At 35.3% G+C, this 22,936-nt stretch carries 25 protein-coding genes; 9 read left to right on the forward strand and 16 right to left on the reverse strand.

Translation table 11 applies throughout. The annotated features are described in order from the left end of the window. Positions 1-121: 121 nt before the first annotated feature. From DFQ03_RS18700 to DFQ03_RS00010, 3 genes are all read left to right on the forward strand, one after another. A complete protein-coding gene (locus DFQ03_RS18700; RefSeq protein ID WP_166637412.1) occupies positions 122-289 on the forward strand; it encodes a hypothetical protein in 168 nt (55 codons plus the stop codon). 1 nt (position 290) lies between these two features. Then, complete coding sequence (locus DFQ03_RS00005; RefSeq protein ID WP_133670992.1) at positions 291-1,037, forward strand: DUF3667 domain-containing protein; 747 nt, start codon at positions 291-293, stop codon at positions 1,035-1,037. 363 nt (positions 1,038-1,400) lie between these two features. Continuing rightward, complete coding sequence (locus DFQ03_RS00010; protein ID WP_133670993.1) at positions 1,401-1,817, forward strand: hypothetical protein; 417 nt, start codon at positions 1,401-1,403, stop codon at positions 1,815-1,817. 241 nt (positions 1,818-2,058) lie between these two features. Here the strand turns inward: DFQ03_RS00010 and DFQ03_RS00015 are convergent, their stop codons facing one another. Both DFQ03_RS00015 and DFQ03_RS00020 read right to left on the reverse strand, forming a co-directional pair. Further along, entirely contained in the window at positions 2,059-2,898 is an 840-nt protein-coding gene (locus DFQ03_RS00015; RefSeq protein WP_133670994.1) for a DUF4249 family protein, read from the reverse strand. 4 nt (positions 2,899-2,902) lie between these two features. Beyond that, on the reverse strand, positions 2,903-5,311 hold the full coding sequence (locus DFQ03_RS00020) for a TonB-dependent receptor (RefSeq protein ID WP_133670995.1): 2,409 nt from the start codon (positions 5,309-5,311) through the stop codon (positions 2,903-2,905). Positions 5,312-5,503: 192 nt separating this feature from the next. On the opposite strand from DFQ03_RS00020, the gene DFQ03_RS00025 reads away from it, so the two are divergent. Next, positions 5,504-7,312: a glycoside hydrolase family 2 protein gene (locus DFQ03_RS00025; RefSeq protein ID WP_133670996.1), complete on the forward strand. Its 1,809-nt coding sequence runs from the start codon at positions 5,504-5,506 to the stop codon at positions 7,310-7,312. 79 nt (positions 7,313-7,391) lie between these two features. Here DFQ03_RS00025 and DFQ03_RS00030 read toward each other — a convergent pair whose 3' ends face one another. Then, the gene (locus tag DFQ03_RS00030; RefSeq protein WP_133670997.1) at positions 7,392-7,904 is read right to left on the reverse strand and encodes a VOC family protein; all 513 of its coding nucleotides are present in this window, start codon (positions 7,902-7,904) and stop codon (positions 7,392-7,394) included. Positions 7,905-8,022: 118 nt separating this feature from the next. Between DFQ03_RS00030 and DFQ03_RS00035 the strand changes: the two genes are divergently transcribed. The 5 genes from DFQ03_RS00035 to DFQ03_RS00055 all read left to right on the forward strand — a co-directional run bounded on the left by DFQ03_RS00035 (position 8,023) and on the right by DFQ03_RS00055 (position 10,510). Beyond that, the gene (locus tag DFQ03_RS00035; protein ID WP_133670998.1) at positions 8,023-8,343 is read left to right on the forward strand and encodes a winged helix-turn-helix transcriptional regulator; all 321 of its coding nucleotides are present in this window, start codon (positions 8,023-8,025) and stop codon (positions 8,341-8,343) included. 129 nt (positions 8,344-8,472) lie between these two features. Next, entirely contained in the window at positions 8,473-9,141 is a 669-nt protein-coding gene (locus DFQ03_RS00040) for a hypothetical protein (protein WP_133670999.1), read from the forward strand. Further along, complete coding sequence (locus DFQ03_RS00045) at positions 9,138-9,317, forward strand: hypothetical protein (protein WP_133671000.1); 180 nt, start codon at positions 9,138-9,140, stop codon at positions 9,315-9,317. The genes DFQ03_RS00040 and DFQ03_RS00045 overlap by 4 nt, the downstream gene beginning before the upstream one ends. A gap of 43 nt (positions 9,318-9,360) precedes the next feature. Further along, positions 9,361-9,774 carry a GNAT family N-acetyltransferase gene (locus DFQ03_RS00050; protein WP_133671001.1) on the forward strand — a complete coding sequence of 138 codons (414 nt, stop codon included), beginning with the start codon at positions 9,361-9,363 and terminating at the stop codon, positions 9,772-9,774. Between the two features lie 7 nt (positions 9,775-9,781). Continuing rightward, a complete protein-coding gene (locus DFQ03_RS00055) occupies positions 9,782-10,510 on the forward strand; it encodes a class I SAM-dependent methyltransferase (protein ID WP_133671002.1) in 729 nt (242 codons plus the stop codon). A gap of 11 nt (positions 10,511-10,521) precedes the next feature. Here DFQ03_RS00055 and hisIE read toward each other — a convergent pair whose 3' ends face one another. The 13 genes from hisIE to DFQ03_RS00120 all read right to left on the reverse strand — a co-directional run bounded on the left by hisIE (position 10,522) and on the right by DFQ03_RS00120 (position 22,913). Next, positions 10,522-11,130, reverse strand: a complete 609-nt coding sequence (gene hisIE, locus DFQ03_RS00060; RefSeq protein WP_133671003.1) for a bifunctional phosphoribosyl-AMP cyclohydrolase/phosphoribosyl-ATP diphosphatase HisIE — start codon at positions 11,128-11,130, stop codon at positions 10,522-10,524. Positions 11,131-11,322: 192 nt separating this feature from the next. Next, entirely contained in the window at positions 11,323-12,015 is a 693-nt protein-coding gene (locus tag DFQ03_RS00065) for an aspartate/glutamate racemase family protein (RefSeq protein ID WP_133671004.1), read from the reverse strand. Positions 12,016-12,160: 145 nt separating this feature from the next. Beyond that, positions 12,161-12,916, reverse strand: a complete 756-nt coding sequence (gene hisF / locus DFQ03_RS00070) for an imidazole glycerol phosphate synthase subunit HisF (RefSeq protein WP_133671005.1) — start codon at positions 12,914-12,916, stop codon at positions 12,161-12,163. Positions 12,917-12,964: 48 nt separating this feature from the next. Further along, on the reverse strand, positions 12,965-13,534 hold the full coding sequence (locus DFQ03_RS00075) for a DinB family protein (RefSeq protein WP_133671006.1): 570 nt from the start codon (positions 13,532-13,534) through the stop codon (positions 12,965-12,967). Beyond that, positions 13,527-14,255, reverse strand: coding sequence for a 1-(5-phosphoribosyl)-5-[(5-phosphoribosylamino)methylideneamino]imidazole-4-carboxamide isomerase (gene hisA / locus DFQ03_RS00080; RefSeq protein ID WP_133671007.1), 729 nt, complete (start codon positions 14,253-14,255; stop codon positions 13,527-13,529). Before hisA ends, DFQ03_RS00075 begins: the two co-directional genes overlap by 8 nt. 4 nt (positions 14,256-14,259) lie before the next feature. Further along, complete coding sequence (locus DFQ03_RS00085) at positions 14,260-14,682, reverse strand: GNAT family N-acetyltransferase (protein WP_133671008.1); 423 nt, start codon at positions 14,680-14,682, stop codon at positions 14,260-14,262. Beyond that, the gene (hisH, locus tag DFQ03_RS00090; protein WP_133671009.1) at positions 14,682-15,314 is read right to left on the reverse strand and encodes an imidazole glycerol phosphate synthase subunit HisH; all 633 of its coding nucleotides are present in this window, start codon (positions 15,312-15,314) and stop codon (positions 14,682-14,684) included. Before hisH ends, DFQ03_RS00085 begins: the two co-directional genes overlap by 1 nt. 43 nt (positions 15,315-15,357) lie before the next feature. Then, positions 15,358-16,500, reverse strand: a complete 1,143-nt coding sequence (gene hisB, locus DFQ03_RS00095) for a bifunctional histidinol-phosphatase/imidazoleglycerol-phosphate dehydratase HisB (protein ID WP_133671010.1) — start codon at positions 16,498-16,500, stop codon at positions 15,358-15,360. A 1-nt stretch (position 16,501) separates the two neighbouring features. Beyond that, positions 16,502-17,548, reverse strand: coding sequence for a histidinol-phosphate transaminase (gene hisC / locus DFQ03_RS00100; RefSeq protein WP_133671011.1), 1,047 nt, complete (start codon positions 17,546-17,548; stop codon positions 16,502-16,504). A gap of 45 nt (positions 17,549-17,593) precedes the next feature. After that, on the reverse strand, positions 17,594-18,877 hold the full coding sequence (hisD, locus tag DFQ03_RS00105) for a histidinol dehydrogenase (RefSeq protein ID WP_133671012.1): 1,284 nt from the start codon (positions 18,875-18,877) through the stop codon (positions 17,594-17,596). Positions 18,878-18,967: 90 nt separating this feature from the next. After that, the gene (gene hisG, locus DFQ03_RS00110) at positions 18,968-19,825 is read right to left on the reverse strand and encodes an ATP phosphoribosyltransferase (protein WP_133671013.1); all 858 of its coding nucleotides are present in this window, start codon (positions 19,823-19,825) and stop codon (positions 18,968-18,970) included. 235 nt (positions 19,826-20,060) lie between these two features. After that, positions 20,061-20,876, reverse strand: a complete 816-nt coding sequence (locus DFQ03_RS00115) for a prohibitin family protein (RefSeq protein ID WP_133671014.1) — start codon at positions 20,874-20,876, stop codon at positions 20,061-20,063. Positions 20,877-20,885: 9 nt separating this feature from the next. Next, positions 20,886-22,913 carry a VWA domain-containing protein gene (locus DFQ03_RS00120; protein WP_133671015.1) on the reverse strand — a complete coding sequence of 676 codons (2,028 nt, stop codon included), beginning with the start codon at positions 22,911-22,913 and terminating at the stop codon, positions 20,886-20,888. Positions 22,914-22,936 lie beyond the last annotated feature (23 nt).

Genomic DNA, 22,936 nt, shown 5'->3' on the forward strand with positions numbered 1-22,936 from the left:
GTATTTAGAAAAAAAGAACAATCAGTGAGGTTAGAAACTAATTTAGTGTAAACCATAATCTATAACTTTTGTAAACCATGTATATTAACGAACATATTACTCAAATTAAATAATCGAGCTAATGAAAAACTTTTTGAACATTAAAAATCTCAAAATGGTACTTGGGTTTGCAACAGGTTTTGCTATTTATGATTACTTTGCTGACGGACAAGTCGATTGGATAAGAGCAATAGTTACGGCAATTTTGGCGGTTGTTATTATGGCAATTTTTAACGGACTCAAAAAATAAAATGAATTGTAAAAACTGCGATAATTTAACTAGTGGAAAATTTTGTGCTAATTGTGGACAAAACACTAGAGTTGACAAATTAAATCTCCCAAATTTCTTAACTGAAATTTCGGATAATGTTTTTCAGCTAAATCGTGGACTCTTTTACACAATTAAAGAGTTATTCGCTAGACCAGGTCATACGATTAGAGGTTTTATACAAGGTAGAAGAAAAGAATATTTTAAACCAATTGCGTACGTATTGACCTTGTCAACAATTTATTTCTTTATTTCTCAATTATCTGACAATGCCACATTAATTGACAACTTCCTAGCTGGATATTCAAATGGAGGCGAAGAACACGGGTTGGAAACCAATTCATCCCCTATTTTAAATTGGTTATCCGATAACTATGCTTATACCACTTTACTTTTACTTCCACTTTTTTCTTTTGCGACATACCTCTCCTTCAATGGACTAGGACAAAATTATCTTGAGCATATTGTAATTAACTCCTATATAACAGGACAACAAGCGATTATTTACTCATTTTTCATGATTATTGGAGTGTTGATTGATAAAGAAGATATTACTGTTTTAGCAGCGGTTATAATTTGTGCAATATTTAATTATTGGACTTTTTCTCAATTTTATTCTAATACAAAAGGATTTATAATCATTTTCAGATTATTTCTTTCTTATATTTTATATGTAGTTTTTGTATCTATATTTCTAATAGCTTTTACCCTTAAATCGTTTGCAATGTGAGAAAGAATACTAAACACAACAAAAGTAACCGTTGCACAACTCCTTTTATAAAATAAATAGATGATTTTCAGATGGTTTGACAAAATTAAATATCTTACAACCAACTGTTTATGATTTTTATAAACTTAAAAAATAGATTTTTAAGCTTATTTTATGGTTGTGCAACAGCCACAAAACCTAAACGTAATGTGGACTTCAGGGCAAAAACGAAAGGTCTGTGTACATCTTCCTACCGCCTTACTTGCCATAGTCGTGACCGTAAAAACAACGTTAGTAAAAGTTCACAAAAAAATAATATATAAAGTAATAATCCACAAATTTTCAAAATTAACTTTACTGAGAACTTTATAAAATAAAACACTAATGGGACATTGTAAAAATTTGCTAGTGTTGCTTTTAGCTATCTTCATAATGTTTGCAGGTTGTGAAAAAGATGAAATTGAACAAACAGATAATTTAGACCCATTTGGAATCCTTGGAAAATGGAAACTTGAGACAAAAACAATAAATGGGATTACAGATTCATCAAATCAATGTTGCGATTATATTGATTTCAAAACAGATAGTGAACTGAATGACCTAAAAGGAGAGTTCATGGCTACTGGTGAAGAATATGAAACAAATGGAGCATTTGAATTAAACACGCTAAATAACTTAATTCATTTTGAATTCGATAATACTCAAAAATCATATGAGTTTCGAATTACAGACAATCTGGCGACTTTCACTTATTTTGAAAATAACCAAGAAGTTATCGAAGATTGGAGAAAACAAGAATAAGAACGACCATGCAACAATGTATATGAAATCATAGCTCCCGTTCGGTCACTACGCTTCATATACTAACAGTAGCTACCAAATTAAAAAAAGAAACTCACGACAATAATATTTACCTCATTTTTGATATTAAATTGTAGTCAAAACATAACTATAACCCAAATACGTTAGTAATAAAAACTAAAAAACCAAGCCCTAAATTATTCTTTAGCGCTTGGTTTTCTTTTGATTTCAAAATTCCCAACTACTGTACCGTATACGTCGCTTTATTGGTTTGGGTAACCCTAAAGTAGCCGTGGGCATAATTATCTGGGTTGGTGGTGTTAATGCAGTTCCCTTTTACATCAACCGGTGTAGCTTCAAAAATACCTACCCCGCCCATTTGGTCTATAACAATATCTATATAGTTAAAATATGATCTAGAAATACCGTGCATGCTGATATTTACTACATCGCCAGGTAATAATGGTTGTATTTCTTCATCCTCATCATCATCAATTTCATACCACCAATCAACCTCGTTACCGTTAATGAATTCATCATCGCCTGTTTCCAATGTCGGCAACAGGTCTTGTGGTCTTTCAAACTTAAAAAGGTAATTATCGCCCTCTTCCTCAAAATCGGTAAATACGATATGCAACTCAATGGTTTCATCATCAAATCCGTCTTCGGTATCCTGGTAAATATCGGTAATATCAGGCACGGGGTTCATGGTGTCTTCGGCAATATATCGTTCGCCATCATACAAAATCTCTAAAGTATAGGTCGCTTCTAATTGTGGTTCAAAGGTACTTGTGGTATATGTGCCGTTATTCTGATCGGTAAAAAGAAAGACTTCTCCCGTAGCGTTATTGGTCACAGAAACTTCCGCCCCTGTAACATTGGTGCTTTCGGTATCAAAAAAAGGTGTTGACGTACGTAGGGTAATCAACTGCTCATTACCGGTAGTACCCTTTTCCCAATCTAAGGATGCCTCAACCACCAAACGTAAAGTATCGGTCTGTACATCAACATCAATAACATCTTCACAGCCAGTTAAAGCAACCGTGAACAGGGCTAGCAATAGTTTTATATAGTTTTTCATGGAATTAAAATTTAAAATTATAGGTGATGGATGGTACTATACCGAAAATGGCGGTTCTAGTAGCTTCATTGGCTCCCGTTTCTACATTCTGACCAAAGGAGACCGATGCCGCATTTTTACGGTTATAGGCATTGTAAATACCCAATACCCACTCGCCTTTTAATTTTGCATTTGGTTTTCTGTTCGGTTTATAGTTCACCGATAGGTCTAAACGATGATACGCCGGCAATCTATCGGAATTTCTGTCGGAATAACTGGCGATGGAAACACCCTCATATTCATATTGCCCATTAGGATACGTAACGGGTCTACCTGTTTGAAATACCAAATTGGTACCAAAACTCCATTTTTCGTTTAATTTATATGACCCCGAAATAGAAACATCATGTGTTCTATCATATGGCGTGTTGTACCAATTACCATCGTTAATACCGAGTCCGCCAGCATTTCCACCAGGGGTACGCTGTTCAGATTTGGAAAGGGTGTAAGAAATCCATCCCGTGAATTTACCTTCGTTCTTACGGAACAATAGCTCCAGTCCGTATGCTCTAGATTCCCCTTTTAGTATTTCGGTCTCAATGGTATTTTGACCAATAAGGTCAGAACCATCTATATAATCGATTCTATTATCGGTATTCTTAAAATAGATTTCCGCCTCCATGGAATAGGCTTTGTTCTTAAAATTACGGAAGTAGCCCAAAGCATATTGATTAGACAATTGCGGATTAATATACTGCCCGCTAGGTGCCCAAACATCTAACGGCGTGGCAGAAGAGGTGTTGGTCAATAAATGAATGTACTGCGCCACCCTAGAAAAGCCCGCTTTTAAAGAAGAATTATCATTTAAGGTATATGCCAAAGACGCCCTTGGCTCTAAATTGCCAAAGGTTTTAATGGCATCGCCTTTTTCATAAACCGTCTCCCCTATTGCCGTTCCCCGCTCATAAATGCCCAAATCTTCATTGTAGACCACGGGTTGATCATTCTCATATTCGGTCATAGGTTGACCACCAAGTCTAGAAAATGCACTGTAGCGCAAGCCGTATTGTGCGGTCAATTTTTCCGTTAATTTATGCTCTGCATTTACATACACTCCCGTTTCCAAAGCTTTCTTTTTATCCAATAACAAAGGGTTGACCGATGATGTTTCGGTCGTTGGTATAATTTCACCGGGATCAAACTCATAGTGGATTCCGCTTGCACCAAAATCTAGCTTGAACTTATCACTAAAGTAGTATTTTAGGTCGTATTTAATATTGTAATTGGTAATGGACGACACCCAATTAAACTCCGCCGAAGTAATGCCCAATTCATAATCATACTTGCTATAGATAAGGGAAAGATTAGAAAACAGTTTTTCGTTAAAAATATGATTCCAACGAAGGTTTGCGGTGGAGTTTCCATACGAACTGCTAAAGTTTTCTCCCAGCTCAAAAGCATCCCTACCAAAATATCCGGAAAGAAAAAGTCGGTTGTTCGTATTGATCTTATAATTCGTTTTAAGGTTTAAATCGTAAAAGCTCACACTATTATCTTGTCCGGCAGCTTTCAATAATAAATCGGCATACGAACGTCTACCCGCAATTAAAAAAGAGCCCTTTTCTTTGAATAATGGAGCTTCAAGCGCCAAACGGCTAGATATAATGCCAATACCACCCGTGGCGGCAAACCTCTTGCTGTTTCCATCCTTTTGTCTCACATCTAAAACCGAAGAAACACGACCACCGTAACGTGCGGGAATACCACCTTTATACAGTTTTACATCTTTTATGGCATCTGCATTGAAGACCGAGAAGAAACCGAACATGTGCGATGTGTTGTAAATAATAGCCTCATCTAACAGCACCAGGTTTTGATCACCAGCACCGCCACGTACATGAAAACCGCCGGTACCTTCACCATTATTGGTAACACCCGGAAGCATTTGTAAGGACTTTAGAATATCTACTTCGCCCAAAACCACCGGCATTTGCTTTACGGTTTCAATGTTCATTTTAAGAACACTCATTTCGGGTTTACGCAGCACGGCAATTTCAGACTCTTCTGCCGTAACTTCTACTTCATCTAGCTGTGTAGATATTTCCGATAGTTCAAAATTGAAGTTTTGGTTTCGATCAAGATTTACATCTTGTTTAATATCGGCATACCCCATATAAGTAATAAGTAAGCGATATTCGCCTTTTGGAGCGGTAATAGAATAAAACCCATATTCGTTGGTTACTACACCAATTGTGGTTCCCTCTAAAAAAACAGATGCCCCAAAAAGGGTTTCTCCGTTTTCTATGTCAGATATTTTACCACTTATGGTATAGCTTTCTTGAGCTAAAACTGGAGTGTAACTAAGTAATAAAATAATAATACTTGTGACGCTAAGCCACCTTAAGCGCACTTTACGCTTTCCTTTTTTAATCATGTGTTTGTATAATTGATTGATGAATACCGCAATATGACTATATCCTTTTAAAAATGTTACACCAAAAGTGAATATTTAAGAAAATACTAACATTGACAAACAAGAATTAAAATCCATATTGTTTTAAAAATTTACACTGTTTTTTAATTAAAACGGTAAATTTCAGGTCTAACTTAAAACTCAGCTTACCAAATGAAAAACCTAAACAACATTGCGATAGTTTTCTTTATATTTTTCAGCATATCCATTACTGCTCAAAAAACTGAATACGCTAATCTACTTCAAAATATAGATGCTAGACAAAAGACATCATTAAATGGAAAATGGGATATTATCGTAGATCCATTAGAAAACGGATTTTACAATCACAGACTACAAGAGTATGATAAAGGGTATTTTAAGAATGCAAAAATGCAATCGCCTTCTGACCTTATAGAATATAATTTCGATACCAGCCTTCAGTTAAATGTACCCGGTGATTGGAATACGCAAATGGACAAACTTTACTACTATGAAGGTACATTGTGGTACAAGAAAGATTTCAACTATACTCCTACTTCTAATCAAGAAAGCTTTTTATACTTTGAAGCCGTAAATTATGAAGCAATTGTTTATTTAAATGGTGAAAAAATAGGTAAACACATTGGTGGTTACACTCCGTTTCAATTTAATGTCACAGATAAACTTGTAGAAGGAAATAACTTTGTTGTCGTAAAAGTCGATAACAAACGTAAAAAAGAAAATGTACCTACCGTAAACCAAGATTGGTGGAACTATGGTGGCATAACTAGGTCTGTTCATTTAATTTCTGTTCCTAAAAAGCATATTTCCGATTATTCGATAAAATTTGAGAAGGGAAAATACAATACCATTAAAGGCTGGGTAGCTGTAGCCAATTCTGCTGATGGCGAAACGGTTAACATTCAAATTCCTGAACTTAAAGAATCTGCAAAAGCAACTGTTACCGAAGGAAAAGCTTCTTTTTCAATCAAAGCCAAACCAAAATTATGGTCACCAGAATTGCCTAAATTATATGAGGTAATAATTGAAACCAGTACTGATAAAGTAGTCGATCAAATAGGATTTAGAACGATAACCACAGACGGTTCTAAAATATTGATTAATGGAGAAGAAACTTTTCTTAAAGGTATTAGTATTCATGAAGAGGCAGCCTTCAAAACAGGTCGTATTGTGTCTGCAGAAGAATGTAAAGTACTATTGAATTGGGCAAAAGAATTGGGTTGTAATTTTCTACGATTGGCGCATTATCCACATTCTGAGGCAATGGTGAAAGAAGCAGAGAAAATGGGCTTTTTAATATGGTCAGAAATTCCCGTGTATTGGACTATTCAGTTCGAAAATGAAGATACCTATGCCAATGCTGAAAATCAGCTGACCGAGATGATTTCCCGAGATAAAAACAGAGCTTCGGTAGTTTTATGGTCTATGGCCAATGAAACGCCTGAAAGTAAGCCACGTCTATCTTTTATAGGAAGTTTAGCCAAGAAAGCACGACAATTAGATGATACAAGATTAATTACCGCTGCTTTAGACACCCAAGGCAAGGGTGATGATGGAAATTTAATCGAAGACCCATTAGGTGAAGTTGTAGATGTTATCGGAATTAACAATTACTGCGGATGGTACTATGGCGATGTAAATTCGTGCAGTAGCATTAAATGGGCAAGTGCTTACAATAAACCAATGATCATGAGTGAAATTGGTGGTGGAGCTTTGTACGGTTTACATGGTGATAAAAATGAAAGATGGACAGAAGAATACCAAGATGAACTATTTAAGTCTAATATTGAGATGATGAAAAATATCGATTTTATGGTAGGATTATCTCCATGGATTTTGATGGATTTCCGTTCATCAAGACGTCCTTTACGTAGAATACAAGATGATTTCAACAGAAAAGGATTGATTTCTGAACAAGGCATGAAAAAGAAAGCTTTTTTCACTTTACAAGAGTATTATCATGACATGGATGAGAAATAAAATTGATAAAACGCTATATTAAAAAAGGGATTGATTACAGCTGCGTAATCAATCCCTTTTTTAATTTTAAACCTTCTAGTTATTCGGTATACGCTCCAGAAGAATACGTTAATTCATAACTGTGTGTGTATATCTCAAAAACGATTCCGAATGGATCTTCTACATAACACATTTTGTATGGCTTATCGTTAGGATAATAAGAACGTATTGGCATACGTTGTTTACCACCATATTCTACAAGTTTAGCAACTAAGTCCTCAATATTCGGGTCTTGTATACAAAAGTGAAATAGCCCTGTATTGAAAGGGTTGAAGTCCGGTGCTTCTTTTACTCCGTGAGGAAAAGAGAACAATTCTACACCAATGCCATCTGATGTAGACATATGTGCAATTTCAAACTCTTCCCAATCATCGCCAAAAACATCAATGCACATAATTCCTATTGCTGTTTCTTTCTCTTTTTTGATTTTTGAAGGTTTCATGATGACGTACCATCCCATTACCTCTGAGTAAAATGCTACCGCTTTCTCTAAATCTGGCACGGTAATACCAATATGTGAAAATGATTTTGGGTATGCTGTATTTGTTTTCATAACAATTATTTTATGGCACAAAATAAATATATATTTGCCTTATTAACAATAACTTACCTAAAAGTATTATAGTTACCAAAAGGAGTATTATACTAATTTTCAGTTATTTACATTTAAAATGAATTCTAATAAATATTGCCCTTTAGATCATACCATGAACTTAATTGGTACCAAATGGAAACCCATTGTACTTTTTCATCTTTTAGACGGTGCATTACGCTCTGGAGTGCTACAAAAAAAGGTACCGGGAATCTCCAATAAAATGTTTACCCAAACCGTACGTGAATTGGAAAAAGACGGATTGGTAAAAAGAGAGGTCTTTCCCGTTGTGCCACCAAAAGTAGAATACGGATTAACGAAACGTGGAAAATCACTAAAGCCTATTTTACTCAGTTTAGATTCTTGGGGAGCCAATGACACGGTTAACCAGCACGTTTAAAAGCAATTAGCCCTATTTTTACACAACAAAATATAGAATTTTAGGTTTTATAAAAAAATAATGGTTTTTGATGCAACTATTTGTTCCTTAGGTTGTCTATTAGATAATCAATCAAAAAATCAAACAGTAATGAAACCACTTCAAATAACTCTTTTATTTACATTGTTCCTGTCCGCTTTTGTGAGCTATGGGCAAGATGAAACCGATGAATACCTTGAATTTAATGACCGTAATAATGTTGTACATGGTGTGTATGTGGGCATAAATATGGGATTAGGTGAAATTGACGGAGAGAACGCTTATATAGGAGGTTTAAAAATAGCCTATGTCGCGAATCAACAATTTGAGGTTGGTTTTGTAGGTAACTTTCTTTATTCCGAACAAGATATATACAACAATAGCCTTTCTAGATATGAAGACCTTATTGCTGTTTATGGAGGTCTACATTTAGAACCCATTTTTTTCAGCAAAAGTCGTGTTAATCTATCCTTTCCGCTATTATTGGGTGCTGGTGCTGTGGGGTATATAGACGACAAGGTAAAACATGATGATAATTTTGAAGAAGAACTTGATGAGGATGACTTTGATGAAGTGTTTGTAGCCGAACCAGGAATAAATGCTCTTTTCAATATTTCAAGATACTTACAATTAGAAGCAGGAATAAAATATCGCTTTTCAAGCAGAACAGAACTTCCACCCACCAGAATTTCTAGAATAAACGGATTTTCTGCCGGTATAGGCATTAAAGTGGGCATTTTTAATATGGGACGTAACCGATATAAGAAAAACGTGCAATGATCAGAAAAAAGAAATCTAAAAAAGTCATAGAGACACAACACGTATTTACCGAAAACAATCAAGTTTTTATAAAGAACGAATCTTCATACAAAAAGAGTACAAGAACAGTATGGTCTCCTATTCCATTTAAATGGGTATCGATTGCAAAAGTACAAGAGACTTTGGTGCTTAAATAATGAAGAAGCTCGTTATATTTGAAGTCAGGTACAAGCGCAACCAATGACCACAAAAATAATTGAGATAACCGCAGAGCAAACTATCCCCATAAGACATAAGGTCATGTGGCCAAACCAGCCATTGGAGTTTGTAAAACTAACGGAAGACGATAAAGGTCTGCATTACGGACTTTATGTAGACGACCAACTTACCTCAATAATTTCGTTATTCATAAATGGTAAAGAAGCCCAATTCAGAAAATTTGCAACTTTAGAAACTTATCAAGGTCAAGGCTTTGGTAGTATGCTATTAAATGAAATCATGCACATTGCCCATACCAAAAAACTTAAAAGAATTTGGTGTAATGCCAGACAAAACAAAAGCGAATATTACACTAAATTTAATATGACCAAAACAAATACAACCTATGTTAAAGGCGGAATTGATTTTGTAATCATGGAACGGATTTTTCAATAAGAGTAGTATGATTAAAGATTACGACCAAATTACTGCCTATCACTACGCATCGTACAGACCTCTATTACACACAAAGATTTTAGAAAGCTATTTGCCAAATCATGAAAAGGTTGATTTAGGTTTAGATATTGGTTGTGGAACAGGGCAATCTGCCATTAGTTTATCTGCATTTTGTAAAAAGGTAATAGGTGTTGACCCAAGCCAAGAAATGATACAGAAGTCTATTGAGCACCCTTCTGTAACTTACCAAACGATGAAAAACAACCTGCTAGATTTTAATGATGATAGTTTTGATTTCATAACGTTTGCAGGTTCTTTATTCTATGCCAAATCACAAGAAATATTAGATGAGAGCATTAGAGTGAGTAAAACAAATGCCAAAGTCATAGCCTATGATTTTGAAATACTTTTATCACCGATATTCAAGCTTCTTGGAGTCAGTGAAGAAACGCACATAGCAAGCAATTATAATCATAAGGAAAACTTTACTGGCTTACAAACAGCAGCAATAACTCTTAATGAGCAATATAAACAAGCTATTGACCTTGAAATAACAATACCTGATCTGGCACATCTATTACTTTCCTCAAAAGAAGATTATGCTAAGTTATCTAACACTTTTGGACCAGAAAATTTATTCGAACGACTTATACAGCAATTACAAAACAAATTGGAATCTGAAAATATCACGCTAAAAGCAAATACGTATTTAACTGCGTATACTGTTTTGAAGTAAAAAGTGTCAAATTACTTTTTTCTCTTCATTAACTCCGCCTCAATATCTTTAAGCGTAAAGCCTTTTGCCTGCAATAACATTAAGTAGTGAAACAATAAATCTGCACTTTCGTATAAGAACAGTTCATCATTACTATCCATAGCCTCAATAACCGTTTCAACCGCTTCCTCCCCTACTTTTTGGGCAATTTTATTGATCCCTTTTCCAAATAAAGAAGCTACATATGATTTTTTACCATCGGCAGCAGTACGTCTTTGCTCAATAGTTGACTCAAGCTCAGATAAAAATCCGAAGTTAGAATCGTTAGCCTCGTTCCAACACGTATCAGAGCCTGTATGGCAGGTTGGACCCACAGGGTTTACCGTGATAAGTAATGAATCTTGATCACAGTCATTTTTTATAGAAACCAAATTTAGAAAATTACCGCTTTCTTCTCCTTTGGTCCATAATCTATTCTTAGATCTACTAAAGAAAGTTACCTTACCCGTTTCGGCAGTTTTAGTTAATGCCTCAGCATTCATATAGCCTAACATTAATACGTTTTTTGTACGTGCATCTTGAATGATTGCAGGTATTAATCCGTCGTTCGTTTTATCCCAATCCGGTGTTTTAAACTCCATATGTATTGTATTCTAATTATTTTTTTATTCTTTTCTAAGTCTTTAGTAATGTCCTGATCACAGAGCGTAGTCGAAGTGAAAATCGTGTCCCAAAGCCTTCGACTGCGCTCAGGGCGACATTCTATCTAATGTCTGTCACTGTCACCTGATACTGAAAACTGGTACTGCAAACTGAACACTATCTACTCTAAACTAATCAAGAGCAAACTTCACTGCAGCAAAAGCATGTTCTTTAGTGGTATCGATAATCAATACATCGCAATCATCTTGTTGTATTAACAAAGGTATCTCTGTACAACCTAAAATAACAGCATCTACTCCATCTTTTTCAGCCTTTTTAATAATCTCTAAATATTGCTGCTTAGATTTTTCTGTAATTATTCCTTTTGCCAATTCTGTATAAATAATGGAATGCACAATCTCACGATCTTGTTCATTTGGTATAATTACGTCTATAGCAAATTGCTTCTGTAAGACATCTTTATAGAAATCAAGTTCCATAGTATACTTTGTACCTAGCAATAAAACCTTTTGGCTCCCTTTTTCTTTAACAACAGCACCGGCTACTTCAGCGATATGTAGCAGAGGCACATTAATAGCTTCTTTAATCGCAGGCACACTTAAATGCATAGTATTGGCACAAACAAGAATAATATCTGCACCCGCTTTTTCTAACCGAACCGCAATTTCAGTCATTTGTTGGTGTAAAGTGTCCCAATCTCCTGCTGCTTGTTTTGCAGATATATCGGCGAAATTTACAGACTCAATTATACATGAACAAGAACTTTGACCACCAAGTACCTCCGCAACTTTAGTATTCAATAATTGGTAATATAATTGAGTAGACTGCCAAGTAATACCACCGATAAGACCTATTTTTTTCATTGTATAATTTTTTCTTGTTGTCTCTTATTTTAATCAGTTCATAAGCGTAGCCGAAGTGAAAATCATGTCCCAAAGCCTTTGAAAGCGCCCGCCTCGGCAGGTAAACTCAAGAGTCATTCTGACTACTGAAAACTGATACTGCAAACTAAACCCTCACCGGAATCCCGTTCCCCTGTAACTCAAGTTTCAATTCCTGAATTTCTATTTCCTTAAAATGGAAAACACTTGCTGCTAAGGCGGCATCTGCCTTACCTTCTATAAAAGTATCTGTAAAATGCTGCTTATTGCCAGCACCACCCGATGCAATGATAGGAATATTCAATTCTGTCGATAAAAGTGCCAAGGCTTCATTCGCAAACCCGTCTTTTGTACCATCATTATCCATAGAGGTGAATAAGATTTCTCCCGCTCCACGCTCTTCTACCTCCTTAGCCCATTCAAACAACTTTCGTTCCGTTGGCACCTTACCTCCTACTAAATGAACAATCCATTCTCCATCGATCTGTTTGGCATCTATGGCAACTACAATACATTGCGAGCCAAATTTTGCAACCAAATCGTTAATCAATTGCGGATTCTTTACTGCAGATGAATTTATAGACACTTTATCCGCCCCGTTTTGAAGGAGAATATCAACGTCTTCAACAGAAGAAATTCCGCCACCAACGGTAAACGGTATATTTACTTTTTCGGCAACACGATATACTAAGTCCGCCAAAGTTTTACGTTTTTGCTCGGTAGCAGAAATGTCTAAAAAGACCAATTCATCTGCACCTTCTTTACTATATATTTCAGCAAGTTCAACTGGGTCACCAGCATCACGCAAATCAACGAAATTGATACCTTTTACGGTTCTACCGTCTTTGATGTCCAAACAAGGAATTATTCTTTTTGCTAACATGTTTCCCCCTCTAGCTCCCCCAAAAGGGGAGAATTAAAATTAAATATTTTATAGTTTCTCATAATTCGTTTCTTTGTAATCAAGGTGTTCCCCTTTGGGGGTTAGGGGGCTTTTCACGTTCAAATCTACCCCGTCGTAAAATCCCAGGTCTTTATTCTTCAACTGTTTCACCCAAAAGGCTATTTGCCCGGTATGATACGAATAATGCTCGACCACATGGAGAATAATACCTATTCCCGAAAAGGAAAAGCCTTGTACAGAACGTTTACGGACTAATTGCTCTGGTGTAGCATCAAAAATGATTCTTTTTGCCGAGTCTACAACAATATCTAACTTCTTCATCAGTTCCTCTTTTGTAAAACCGCCGGAGGTAGCAAATTCTACATCGCGATTTCTTGTATCTTCAGTTTCTCCTAACGATGAAATAGCATATTGTGAAATATTACCACATAGATGAAGCATTAAATTTGCAATGCTATTTAAAGCATCGTTCGGTTTTTGCCATACTTCTTCTTCAGATATATCAGCAAGACTTTTCTTGATCATACGCGTGCTTTCATCTATACGATAGAGAGCATTCTGCTTTAACTCTTCTATAATTTGAAATTCCTTATCCATTGTTTAAAATATAAGATTCCAATTGCTTTAGGCTAATTCTATTTTCATAAATAGCTTTACCAATAATAGTTCCTTCGCAACCCATTTCAGCAAGCTTTGGCAACTCGTCAAAAGTTGAAATTCCGCCAGAAGCAATTAATTTAAGATCTGTAGTTTGTGATAGTATTCTTGAATAAAGCTCAAACGACGGACCTTCTAACATACCGTCTTTACTGATATCTGTACAAATTACATATTGAATCCCTTTTGATTGATAACTCTGAATAAAAGGAATCAATTCTTCTTTTGACTCTTCTAACCAACCTGATACAGCAACTTTTTCATCCATGGCATCTGCACCTAATATTATTTTATCAGCACCATGCTTTTCTATCCAACCGAGAAATGTTTCAGCATCCTTAACTGCAATACTACCACCAGTAATTTGCTTGGCACCACTTTCAAAAGCGATACGCAAATCATCATCAGTTTTTAATCCGCCTCCAAAATCTATCTGCAGACCGGTCTTGGTAGCAATTTGTTCCAAAACCTTATGATTTACAATATGTTTTGATTTTGCACCATCTAAATCTACCAAATGTAAATGTTTAATTCCGTGCGCTTCAAACTCTTTTGCAACCTCTAACGGATTTTCATTGTATATTTTTTTAGTATCATAGTCGCCTTTTGAAAGACGTACACATTTTCCATCTATAATATCAATTGCAGGAATAATTCTCATGTTTTTACTCTAATATTTGTTTATCTACAGACATCCATAATGATGAATCTCCAATTTTATTGAATCCGTATCGCTCATATAATTGATGCGCATCTTTGGTTTTTAAAGCAAGTGTTTTAAGGTTTTTTATGGTAGTATCTGCCAAAATAGCTTCTACCAATATTTTACCATAACCTTTACCTTGAAACTTATCAAAAATTATCACATCCATGAAGTAGCCGAAATAAATATAATCCGTAACAACCCGTGCAAATCCAATTTGCGTGTTATCCAATGTGTAAATACCAAAACAATATGAATTCTCTATGGTGGTTTTCACATCATCTATAGTTCTACCCTTACCCCAATAGGATGATGCAATAAACTGTTGAATTTCTTCTACATTCAACAAATCCTTATTTTTAGAAATAAAGTAATCCTGCTCCATTACATTTTCAAAAAGTTTTCTAATATCTTTTCCCCAACATCACTGGATTTCTCTGGATGAAACTGAGTACCATAAAAATTATCTTTTTTCAAAGCAGCACTATATTCTATACCATAATTACATTCGGCAATTGTTTCAGTACATAATGGCGCATAAAAACTATGCACTAAATAAATATGCTCATTTTCTGCTATACCTTCAAATAGTCTAGATTTCAGATTTGTGATTTGATTCCACCCTATCTGCGGAACTTTTACTGTATTATCGAACTTAACAACATCTACATCAAAAATTCCTAGTCCTGTTGTATTGCCTTCTTCAGATGAATTACACATTAATTGCATCCCCAAACAAATACCCAATACAGGCTGTTTTAAAGTCGGAATAACTTTATCCAAACCACTGTTCAAAAGCATTTTCATAGCACTACTTGCCTCACCAACCCCTGGAAAAATAACTTTATCGGCACGCTGTATTTCAGAAACATCATTGCTTAAAACAGCTTCGTAACCTAATCGTTTTATAGCAAACTTAATGCTCTGTATATTTCCCGCTCCGTAATTTATAATTACAATGCCCCCCCCGTCCCCAAAAGGGGTGCTGATAGATGCTTTATTTTTTTCTGTATTCATAATATAAAACTTAAGAATTCCCCCTTTGGGGGTTAGGGGGCTTTTACAATACTCCTTTCGTACTTGGTAAAACCATTTTTTCCACATCCCTTTTCACTGCCATTTTAATACTCTTGGCAAAGGCTTTAAAAATGGCTTCAATCTTATGATGTTCGTTCGTGCCCTCTGCTTTTATATTTAAATTAGCCTTGGCGCCGTCAGTAAACGATTTAAAGAAATGGTGAAACATTTCCGTAGGCATGTCTCCTACCATTTCACGCTTAAAGTCTGCATTCCATACCAGCCAATTTCTACCACCAAAATCTATAGCGGATTGTGCTAAACAATCATCCATTGGCAGGCAGAATCCGTAGCGTTCTATACCTAGTTTATTTCCTAAAGCTGAATGAAATACCTCGCCTAATGCAATACCGGTATCTTCTATTGTATGGTGCTCATCTACTTCTAGGTCACCATCGACTTTGATCATTAAATCCATTTGCCCATGACGAGCCAATTGATCTAGCATGTGGTCAAAGAATGCCAGTCCGGTTTTAATATCACTTTTACCAGTACCATCTAGGTTCAGTTTTATGGCAATATCAGTTTCATTGGTTTTTCTATGAATTTCAGCCGTTCTATCATTCAACTTTAAGAATTCATAAATCTTCTCCCAATCATTACTTTCAATAGCAATATGGCTATCCAATTCATCACGTTTAACAGTGATTTCGCCAGTACCCAAATTGGTTTCATCATTAATGAATATACCTTTTGAACCTAAGTTTTTAGCCAATTCCATATCGGTTAATCGATCACCAATAACAAAAGAATTTTCCAAATCATAATCATCGGAAAAATATTCGGTCAACAGCCCTGTTCCAGGTTTTCTAGTGTTGGCATTTTCATGCGGAAAAGTTCTATCAAGAAATACCTTATCGAAAACCACGCCTTCATTTTCGAAAGATTTAAGAATAAAATTATGAACCGGCCAAAAGGTGTCCTCAGGAAAAACATCTGTTCCCAACCCGTCTTGGTTAGTAATCATTACCAATTCATAATCCAATTCTTTTGCAATTTTACCTAGAAAAGTAAATGCTTTTGGATAAAAAATCATTTTCTCGAAAGCATCTATTTGCTCATCTATTGTTTCTTTAATTATAGTTCCGTCACGGTCTATAAATAGTACTCGTTTTTTACTTTCCATATTACTTGGATAATTCTTTTAAAGCAGTAATTACACTATTGTTTTCTTTAGATGTACCAACGGTAAATCTCAGGGTATTTTCACATAAAGGTTGTGTTGTACGATTACGTACTACAATTCCTTTTTCCAATAATTGATTATATCTAAGGGTTGCATTATCAACTTTAGCCAGTATAAAATTGGCATCTGTCGGATAGATTGTTTCAACAAATGAAACTGCTTTAAAAGCCTCCGTGAGGTTGCTTCTTTCCGTTAAAATTGCAGCAACTTCTTCTTTAACCCCTTTTATATCCAACACTCGTTCTATGGCTTTATCCTGAGTTAATTGATTTACATTGTACGGAGGTTTAATCTTATTTAAAACAGCAATAATTTCATCTGATGCTATACACAATCCAAGTCGAATACCTGCCATACCATATGCTTTGGACAAGGTTTGGGTCACAATTAAATTAGGGTAATCTACCAATTTAGATGTCCAGCTTTCTTCGGATGAAAAGTCGATATAGGCTTCATCAATTACCACTAGTCCGTTAAACGAGGTCAATAGCTTTTCTATAATTGAAGTCGAAAAGCTATTGCCTGTAGGATTGTTGGGCGAGCAGATAAATAATAATTTCGTACTGCTATCAATTGTACTTAAAATTCCCTCAACGTTAGGTTGAAAATCATTGGTTAATAATACTTCTCGGTTTTCAACCAGATTAATTCCGGAAAGCACTTTGTACATTCCGTATGTAGGTGGCAATGTAACAATGTTATCTTGCTTAGGCTCACAGAACGCCCTGAACAATAAATCTAGGACTTCATCGCTACCATTTCCTAAAAGAATATTTTTTTCTTTAATACCTTTCTGTTCCGCTAAAATAGCCTTTAGACCTCGCTGTTGAGGATCAGGGTATCTATTGACTCCATTCTCAAACGGATTCTCATTGGCATCTAAAAAAACCATGGTAGAACCATCGGAAACATACTCGTCTCGTGCAGAGGAATACGGACTCAAGCCCTTTACATTCTCTCTTGTTAAACTATCTAGATTGAAACTCATTACTTCAATTCTGTATTGGTGTCATTGAGCGTAGCCGAAATGACATTATTTTAAACTATTTAATCTTAAGGTCACTGCATTCTTGTGTGCCTGTAATCCTTCGGCTTCTGCCATTAACTCTATAGCCTTGCCAATGTTTTGTATTCCTTGTTCATTGATTTTCTGAAAAGTCATGCTTTTCAGAAAACTATCTAAATTCACTCCACTATACTGTTTAGCATAGCCATTTGTTGGTAAGGTATGATTGGTTCCTGATGCATAATCTCCAGCACTTTCAGGCGTATAATTCCCTATAAACACAGAACCTGCATTATAGGTGTTTTCGATATAAAAATCTTCATTTTCTACACAAACAATGTAATGTTCCGGTCCGTATTCATTGATGAGATCTAAAGCCTCTTGGTCATTTTCAACATAAATCAGTTTACTATTGGCAATTGCTTGTTTTGCTATTTCCTTACGTGGTAACTCTTCTAATTGTTGGGCTACTTCTTTCTCTACAGCATCTATCATGCTCTTGGAAGTGGAAACCAATATCACCTGACTATCTACCCCGTGTTCAGCCTGACTCAACAAGTCGGAAGCAACAAAAGCGGCGTTAGCAGAGTCATCGGCAACGACCAGTAATTCTGAAGGACCTGCAGGCATATCAATAGCAACACCATACTTTGTAGCTATTTGTTTTGCAACAGTTACATACTGATTTCCTGGTCCGAATATTTTATATACCTGAGGAATTGTCTCCGTACCGAATGTCATTCCTGCAATAGCCTGAATACCACCTACTTTTACAATTTTGGTTACTCCGCATAAATTAGCAGCGTATAAAATAGCAGGGTTCAATTTCCCTTCCTTGTCTGGAGGAGAACACAATACTATCTCTTTACAGCCGGCAATGGTAGCTGGTACTGCCAACATTAAAATGGTAGAAAATAAAGGAGCAGTTCCTCCCGGAATATACAGACCAACCTTCTGAATGGGTCTTTTTTCTTGCCAACAAGTCACACCCGCTGCAGTTTCAACTTCTACCCGGTCGGTTTTTTGAGCATTGTGAAATACTTCTATATTAGATTTAGCAAGTTTTATAGCCTCTTTTAAATCATTGGAAACTAAAGACTTTGCAGCTTCAATTTCAGCCTCTGAAACAAGCATATTTTCCAAAACCACCTTATCAAATTGCTCGGTATACTTTTTTAACGTTCCGTCACCGTTTGATCTTACCTCTTCAAAAATACCGTTGACCAATCGTTCAATATCGGCAACCGTTTGGGTTGGGCGTTTTAAAACGTCTTTCCAATCTGCTCTCTTGGGGTTATATATTTTATTCATTTCTTAATTTAGCTATTAGCCCTAAGCTTTTGGCTTTTGGCAAAACACAAACATTTAATTTAGCTAATGGCAAAAGGCTAGAAGCTTTTTTTACAATACCATCTTTTCAATTGCGCAAACAAGAATACCTTCTGCTCCTGCTTTCTTTAACTCATCAATTACTTCCCAAAATTTATCTTTGTTGATTACCGTGTGTACTGAGCTCCAACCTTCATCTGCCAATGGCAATACAGTCGGACTTCTCATGCCTGGTAATAGTTTTAGAATGCCGTCTAATTTCTCATTTGGTGCATTAAGCAACACATACTTAGATCCTCTAGCCCTTAAAACAGACTGAATTCTAAACTGTAGCTTTTCCAGCAATTCTTTTCGCTCAGCTGTTATTTTTGGAGAGACAGCCAATACGGCTTCACTAGTAAGCATTACTTCTACTTCTTTTAAGTTGTTTTTGAATAAAGTACTACCACTGGAAACAATATCACAAATAGCATCTGCAAGTCCAATATTCGGCGCAATTTCAACAGAACCATTAATAATATGTAAATCTGCCTTAACCCCTTTGTCTTTCAAATAATTCAATACTGTATTTGGGTAAGATGTTGCAATACGCTTACCTTCAAAATCTTTTACTGAATTGTACTTAACTGACTTTGGCACCGCCAAGGATACTTTACATTTTGAAAAGCCTAACTTCTCGGCAATTGAAATATCTTCACCTTTTTCAATTAATACATTTTCACCAATAATAGCAATATCTACCACACCATCTCTTAAGTATTGAGGGATATCTCCATTCCTTAAATAGAAAACTTCCATAGGGAAATTTCTTGATGAAGCCTTCAACTGATCTTTGCCATTATCAATGGAAATTCCGCAGTCTTTTAAAATTTGAAGGGATTCCTCATTTAGTCTTCCCGATTTCTGAATAGCAATTCTAATTTTAGTCATTTTCTTAATTTAATGCTTGGCAACCAAAAGAGATTTAAATACAAAACCCGTTTGATTGCTCAAACGGGTTTTTAAAATATGTTGTTCTACTACAATACATTCCTACCTCGCCTGAGCGTGAATATGGAAATGATGATGTGTAGTTCTGTTTTTCATTATTTCGTAAAAGTAAAAGGTATTTTTCATTTCACAAAACAAAAGTTTAAAATGAAACAAAAATAAATAAGTCCGTGTTTTAGTTATTTCCTAAAATTAAAGGTAAACCTGAGTCTCCACCCCCAACAACAATTACTTTAGAGTTTGGTGATTCAGACAATTTCAATGTCGCATCGATACCCTTATCTTGAAGAATTTTATCTGTTAAAGAAGCACTTAAAATTCTGTTCGCATCTGCCTTACCTTGTGCTTCGATAGTTACTTTTTCAGCTTCTTTCTTAGCAGTAACCAGTCTAAATTCATATTCTAAAGACTCCTGTTCTTGCTTTAACTTTCTCTCGATAGCATCTTTAATAGTAGGTGGCAAGGTAACATCTCTTACCAAAATTTCATTCAATTGAATATACTGACCTGAAACTATTTTTTGAGTCTCATCAAATATTTCTTGCTGAATGGCATCTCTTTTACTTGAATATAATTGCTCTGGCGTATAACGACCAACTACTGAACGTGCCGCAGAACGAATGGTTGGTAAAAGCACTCTAGAAATATAGTCTTCACCTTTTTCTTGATGTAATTTTCCTAAATCATTTCTAATTGGCTCGAACCAAGCAGATGCTTCTAATTTTATATCAAGGCCATTACTAGAAAGTACATTCATTTTTTCAAGTACTTCTTGTTGTCTTACTTCGTAAACCGTTACTCTATTCCAAGGTGCTACTAAATGAAATCCTTCACCCATAGGTGGCTCATCGGTTACAACACCTCCTCCAAAAGTTTTATACAAAACACCTGCTTGACCAGAGTCTATTGTAACTGTTGATTTTGAAATTGCAATAATTACTACAATAAAAATAAATATTGCGGGTAACGCAATCTTAGGTAACTTATCCATTATGTCTATTTAAATTAATCCGTTATATTTTCTGATAAACCATTCTGCTCCAAAGGCAAAAACTATAATTGCCAAAAGCATTCTGAAATCAATCAAAGATACGATATTTTCAGTGCTTTTCTCGGTAGGCACGTAAGCATCATTTTCTTTTAAATCTGTTAGTAGTTCTTCAATTTGAGAGGGGTAAAACATTTTTCCTCTAGAGTTGACGGCCAACTTTTCTAACTTTACATTATCGCTTGATACAAACTGATTCTCCATATCAAATTCAGAAATTACAAATTTTCCAGTTTCAACTTTTGACTCATTATCAACAGAAGCCACAAATTCATAAGACCCAGCTATTAAGTTAGATAAATCAGCTTCGAAGTACCCATTTTTCAAGATCATTGGGTACGTTTGGACCTTTTTAGTTTCCTTATTCGTTACTTTAATTTTCACCTTTGCGTTTGGGTCAAATAAAAATGCTTCATCAAAATACGTAACCGTTATAACGGTATTACTACTACCCTCGTACACCTTTTCATAATCAACGTTTAGTCTAGATTTGTTCTTTGAGCTAGTTAGATAGCGAATTAGATTGCCAATGAACTCATCGAAATTGATAAATTCATTTGTATTTCTAAACGTCTGCACTCTCCATTTCCAAAGGTTCTCCCCTAGTAAGAGTGCATGCTTACTGGCATTACGTTCTATAACCGCCATTAGTGGTTGCTGCACATCTAAACCTTTTATCTGAGTACCGAGTAAAGTTTCATATTGAGCTGTTATTAATATAGGACCGGCATCACTTACTAATGGAGGAAAATCGGTAAGGTCAAAATCTGTAATATCATATTTTGTAAATCCGTTGTTCAGCAACCCAAATACCTCTTGCTCAGGATATCCATTCTCTATTTCAAAAGCCAAATTGGCGTTATTCAAAAATGAATAATCTGTTTGTGTGCCAGTTATTATAATTGTATTTACGTTTTTACTTTTGGCATATTCAAAAGAATTCTTGAATCTAGCCGTAGGCTGATAAAAAATAAACAAATCATTTTCCTCTAAAATACTATTTGCTGCATTAGATTTTAAAATAGATACTTCTCGTTGCTCATTACTTTCAATAGCCTTTTTAAGAGCACCCAAATCTGGATGTAAAATATCTGCTATTAAAGCAATCTTAGTTTTCTCATCGATTACTTCAATACTTGTAGTTCTTTTATTGTTTTTAATATTTCTTTCTTCTGGCAATTGTGAAACTTCAACAACCAAATTTTTTATTCCTACCGCATTTGCCTCCACCTCAATAGAAATGGGTTTATAATTGTTCTGAGAATTTAGTTTCACGTTCTCCTTATGAACAACTTTAGAATTCATTTTAATAGATACAGTAGCCGATACGGCAGTGTTACCTTGGTATGAAACATAGGTTTCTAACGGAAATTTATTCTTTAGAAAAGCGTATTTATTGGTTTGAATAGACCCAACCGAAATATCCTTATACTTAGTAGTGTCACCTAAAACTACCGTGTAGACACTATTATTTTGATTGGATTTAAAATAGCTATAATCTTGCCCAATTGTCTGATTTCCATCAGATAACAGAATGGTAACCGTCTGTTCGCGCGCATACACATCTTTCAATGAAGACAGCGATTTATAGATGTTTGTATTTTTTTCTAAAAAAGAAAGACTGTCAAAAATCTGTAATTCAGCCCCAAAACTATAATCGGCAATTTTAAATCTATCTGAAATATTATCTGATGACTTAATTTCAGATATTATTTCACTTAGTTGCGTTCCATTCTCGGCAATAGATGTAGAATTATCAGCCAATATGACCAAATTAGGTTTCTCTAGGGTGTATGATTTTTGTGAGAACTGCGGATTGATAAGCAAAAGTAATAACCCGAAAATACCTGTAAAACGCAAAAAGGCTAAAAGCCAATGAATCTTGCTTTTAGCCTTCTGCTTATATATGTATTGAAAAACAACGATACCCAATGCTACTATCGCAGCAAGAATAATATACAATACCGTTATGCTTTCCATGTATAAACTAAAGATGTTCTTAA

It is taken from the genome of Maribacter caenipelagi (assembly GCF_004364175.1).
GTDB lineage: Bacteria > Bacteroidota > Bacteroidia > Flavobacteriales > Flavobacteriaceae > Maribacter > Maribacter caenipelagi.

What these genes read in the sequence shown, in the direction of transcription:
- hisG (WP_133671013.1), bottom strand. Translation starts at nt 19,825, where the DNA reads ATGACTAAAATTAGAATTGCTATTCAGAAATCGGGAAGACTAAATGAG.
- DFQ03_RS00045 (WP_133671000.1), top strand. Translation starts at nt 9,138, where the DNA reads ATGATCAGAAAAAAGAAATCTAAAAAAGTCATAGAGACACAACACGTA.
- DFQ03_RS00030 (WP_133670997.1), bottom strand. Translation starts at nt 7,904, where the DNA reads ATGAAAACAAATACAGCATACCCAAAATCATTTTCACATATTGGTATT.
- DFQ03_RS00025 (WP_133670996.1), top strand. Translation starts at nt 5,504, where the DNA reads ATGAAAAACCTAAACAACATTGCGATAGTTTTCTTTATATTTTTCAGC.
- DFQ03_RS00040 (WP_133670999.1), top strand. Translation starts at nt 8,473, where the DNA reads ATGAAACCACTTCAAATAACTCTTTTATTTACATTGTTCCTGTCCGCT.
- hisA (WP_133671007.1), bottom strand. Translation starts at nt 14,255, where the DNA reads ATGAGAATTATTCCTGCAATTGATATTATAGATGGAAAATGTGTACGT.
- DFQ03_RS00075 (WP_133671006.1), bottom strand. Translation starts at nt 13,534, where the DNA reads ATGGATAAGGAATTTCAAATTATAGAAGAGTTAAAGCAGAATGCTCTC.
- hisIE (WP_133671003.1), bottom strand. Translation starts at nt 11,130, where the DNA reads ATGGAGTTTAAAACACCGGATTGGGATAAAACGAACGACGGATTAATA.
- DFQ03_RS00005 (WP_133670992.1), top strand. Translation starts at nt 291, where the DNA reads ATGAATTGTAAAAACTGCGATAATTTAACTAGTGGAAAATTTTGTGCT.
- hisB (WP_133671010.1), bottom strand. Translation starts at nt 16,500, where the DNA reads ATGGAAAGTAAAAAACGAGTACTATTTATAGACCGTGACGGAACTATA.
- DFQ03_RS18700 (WP_166637412.1), top strand. Translation starts at nt 122, where the DNA reads ATGAAAAACTTTTTGAACATTAAAAATCTCAAAATGGTACTTGGGTTT.
- DFQ03_RS00085 (WP_133671008.1), bottom strand. Translation starts at nt 14,682, where the DNA reads ATGGAGCAGGATTACTTTATTTCTAAAAATAAGGATTTGTTGAATGTA.
- DFQ03_RS00020 (WP_133670995.1), bottom strand. Translation starts at nt 5,311, where the DNA reads ATGATTAAAAAAGGAAAGCGTAAAGTGCGCTTAAGGTGGCTTAGCGTC.
- DFQ03_RS00015 (WP_133670994.1), bottom strand. Translation starts at nt 2,898, where the DNA reads ATGAAAAACTATATAAAACTATTGCTAGCCCTGTTCACGGTTGCTTTA.
- hisD (WP_133671012.1), bottom strand. Translation starts at nt 18,877, where the DNA reads ATGAATAAAATATATAACCCCAAGAGAGCAGATTGGAAAGACGTTTTA.
- DFQ03_RS00035 (WP_133670998.1), top strand. Translation starts at nt 8,023, where the DNA reads ATGAATTCTAATAAATATTGCCCTTTAGATCATACCATGAACTTAATT.
- DFQ03_RS00065 (WP_133671004.1), bottom strand. Translation starts at nt 12,015, where the DNA reads ATGAAAAAAATAGGTCTTATCGGTGGTATTACTTGGCAGTCTACTCAA.
- hisF (WP_133671005.1), bottom strand. Translation starts at nt 12,916, where the DNA reads ATGTTAGCAAAAAGAATAATTCCTTGTTTGGACATCAAAGACGGTAGA.
- DFQ03_RS00010 (WP_133670993.1), top strand. Translation starts at nt 1,401, where the DNA reads ATGGGACATTGTAAAAATTTGCTAGTGTTGCTTTTAGCTATCTTCATA.
- hisH (WP_133671009.1), bottom strand. Translation starts at nt 15,314, where the DNA reads ATGAATACAGAAAAAAATAAAGCATCTATCAGCACCCCTTTTGGGGAC.
- DFQ03_RS00050 (WP_133671001.1), top strand. Translation starts at nt 9,361, where the DNA reads ATGACCACAAAAATAATTGAGATAACCGCAGAGCAAACTATCCCCATA.
- DFQ03_RS00055 (WP_133671002.1), top strand. Translation starts at nt 9,782, where the DNA reads ATGATTAAAGATTACGACCAAATTACTGCCTATCACTACGCATCGTAC.
- hisC (WP_133671011.1), bottom strand. Translation starts at nt 17,548, where the DNA reads ATGAGTTTCAATCTAGATAGTTTAACAAGAGAGAATGTAAAGGGCTTG.
- DFQ03_RS00120 (WP_133671015.1), bottom strand. Translation starts at nt 22,913, where the DNA reads ATGGAAAGCATAACGGTATTGTATATTATTCTTGCTGCGATAGTAGCA.
- DFQ03_RS00115 (WP_133671014.1), bottom strand. Translation starts at nt 20,876, where the DNA reads ATGGATAAGTTACCTAAGATTGCGTTACCCGCAATATTTATTTTTATT.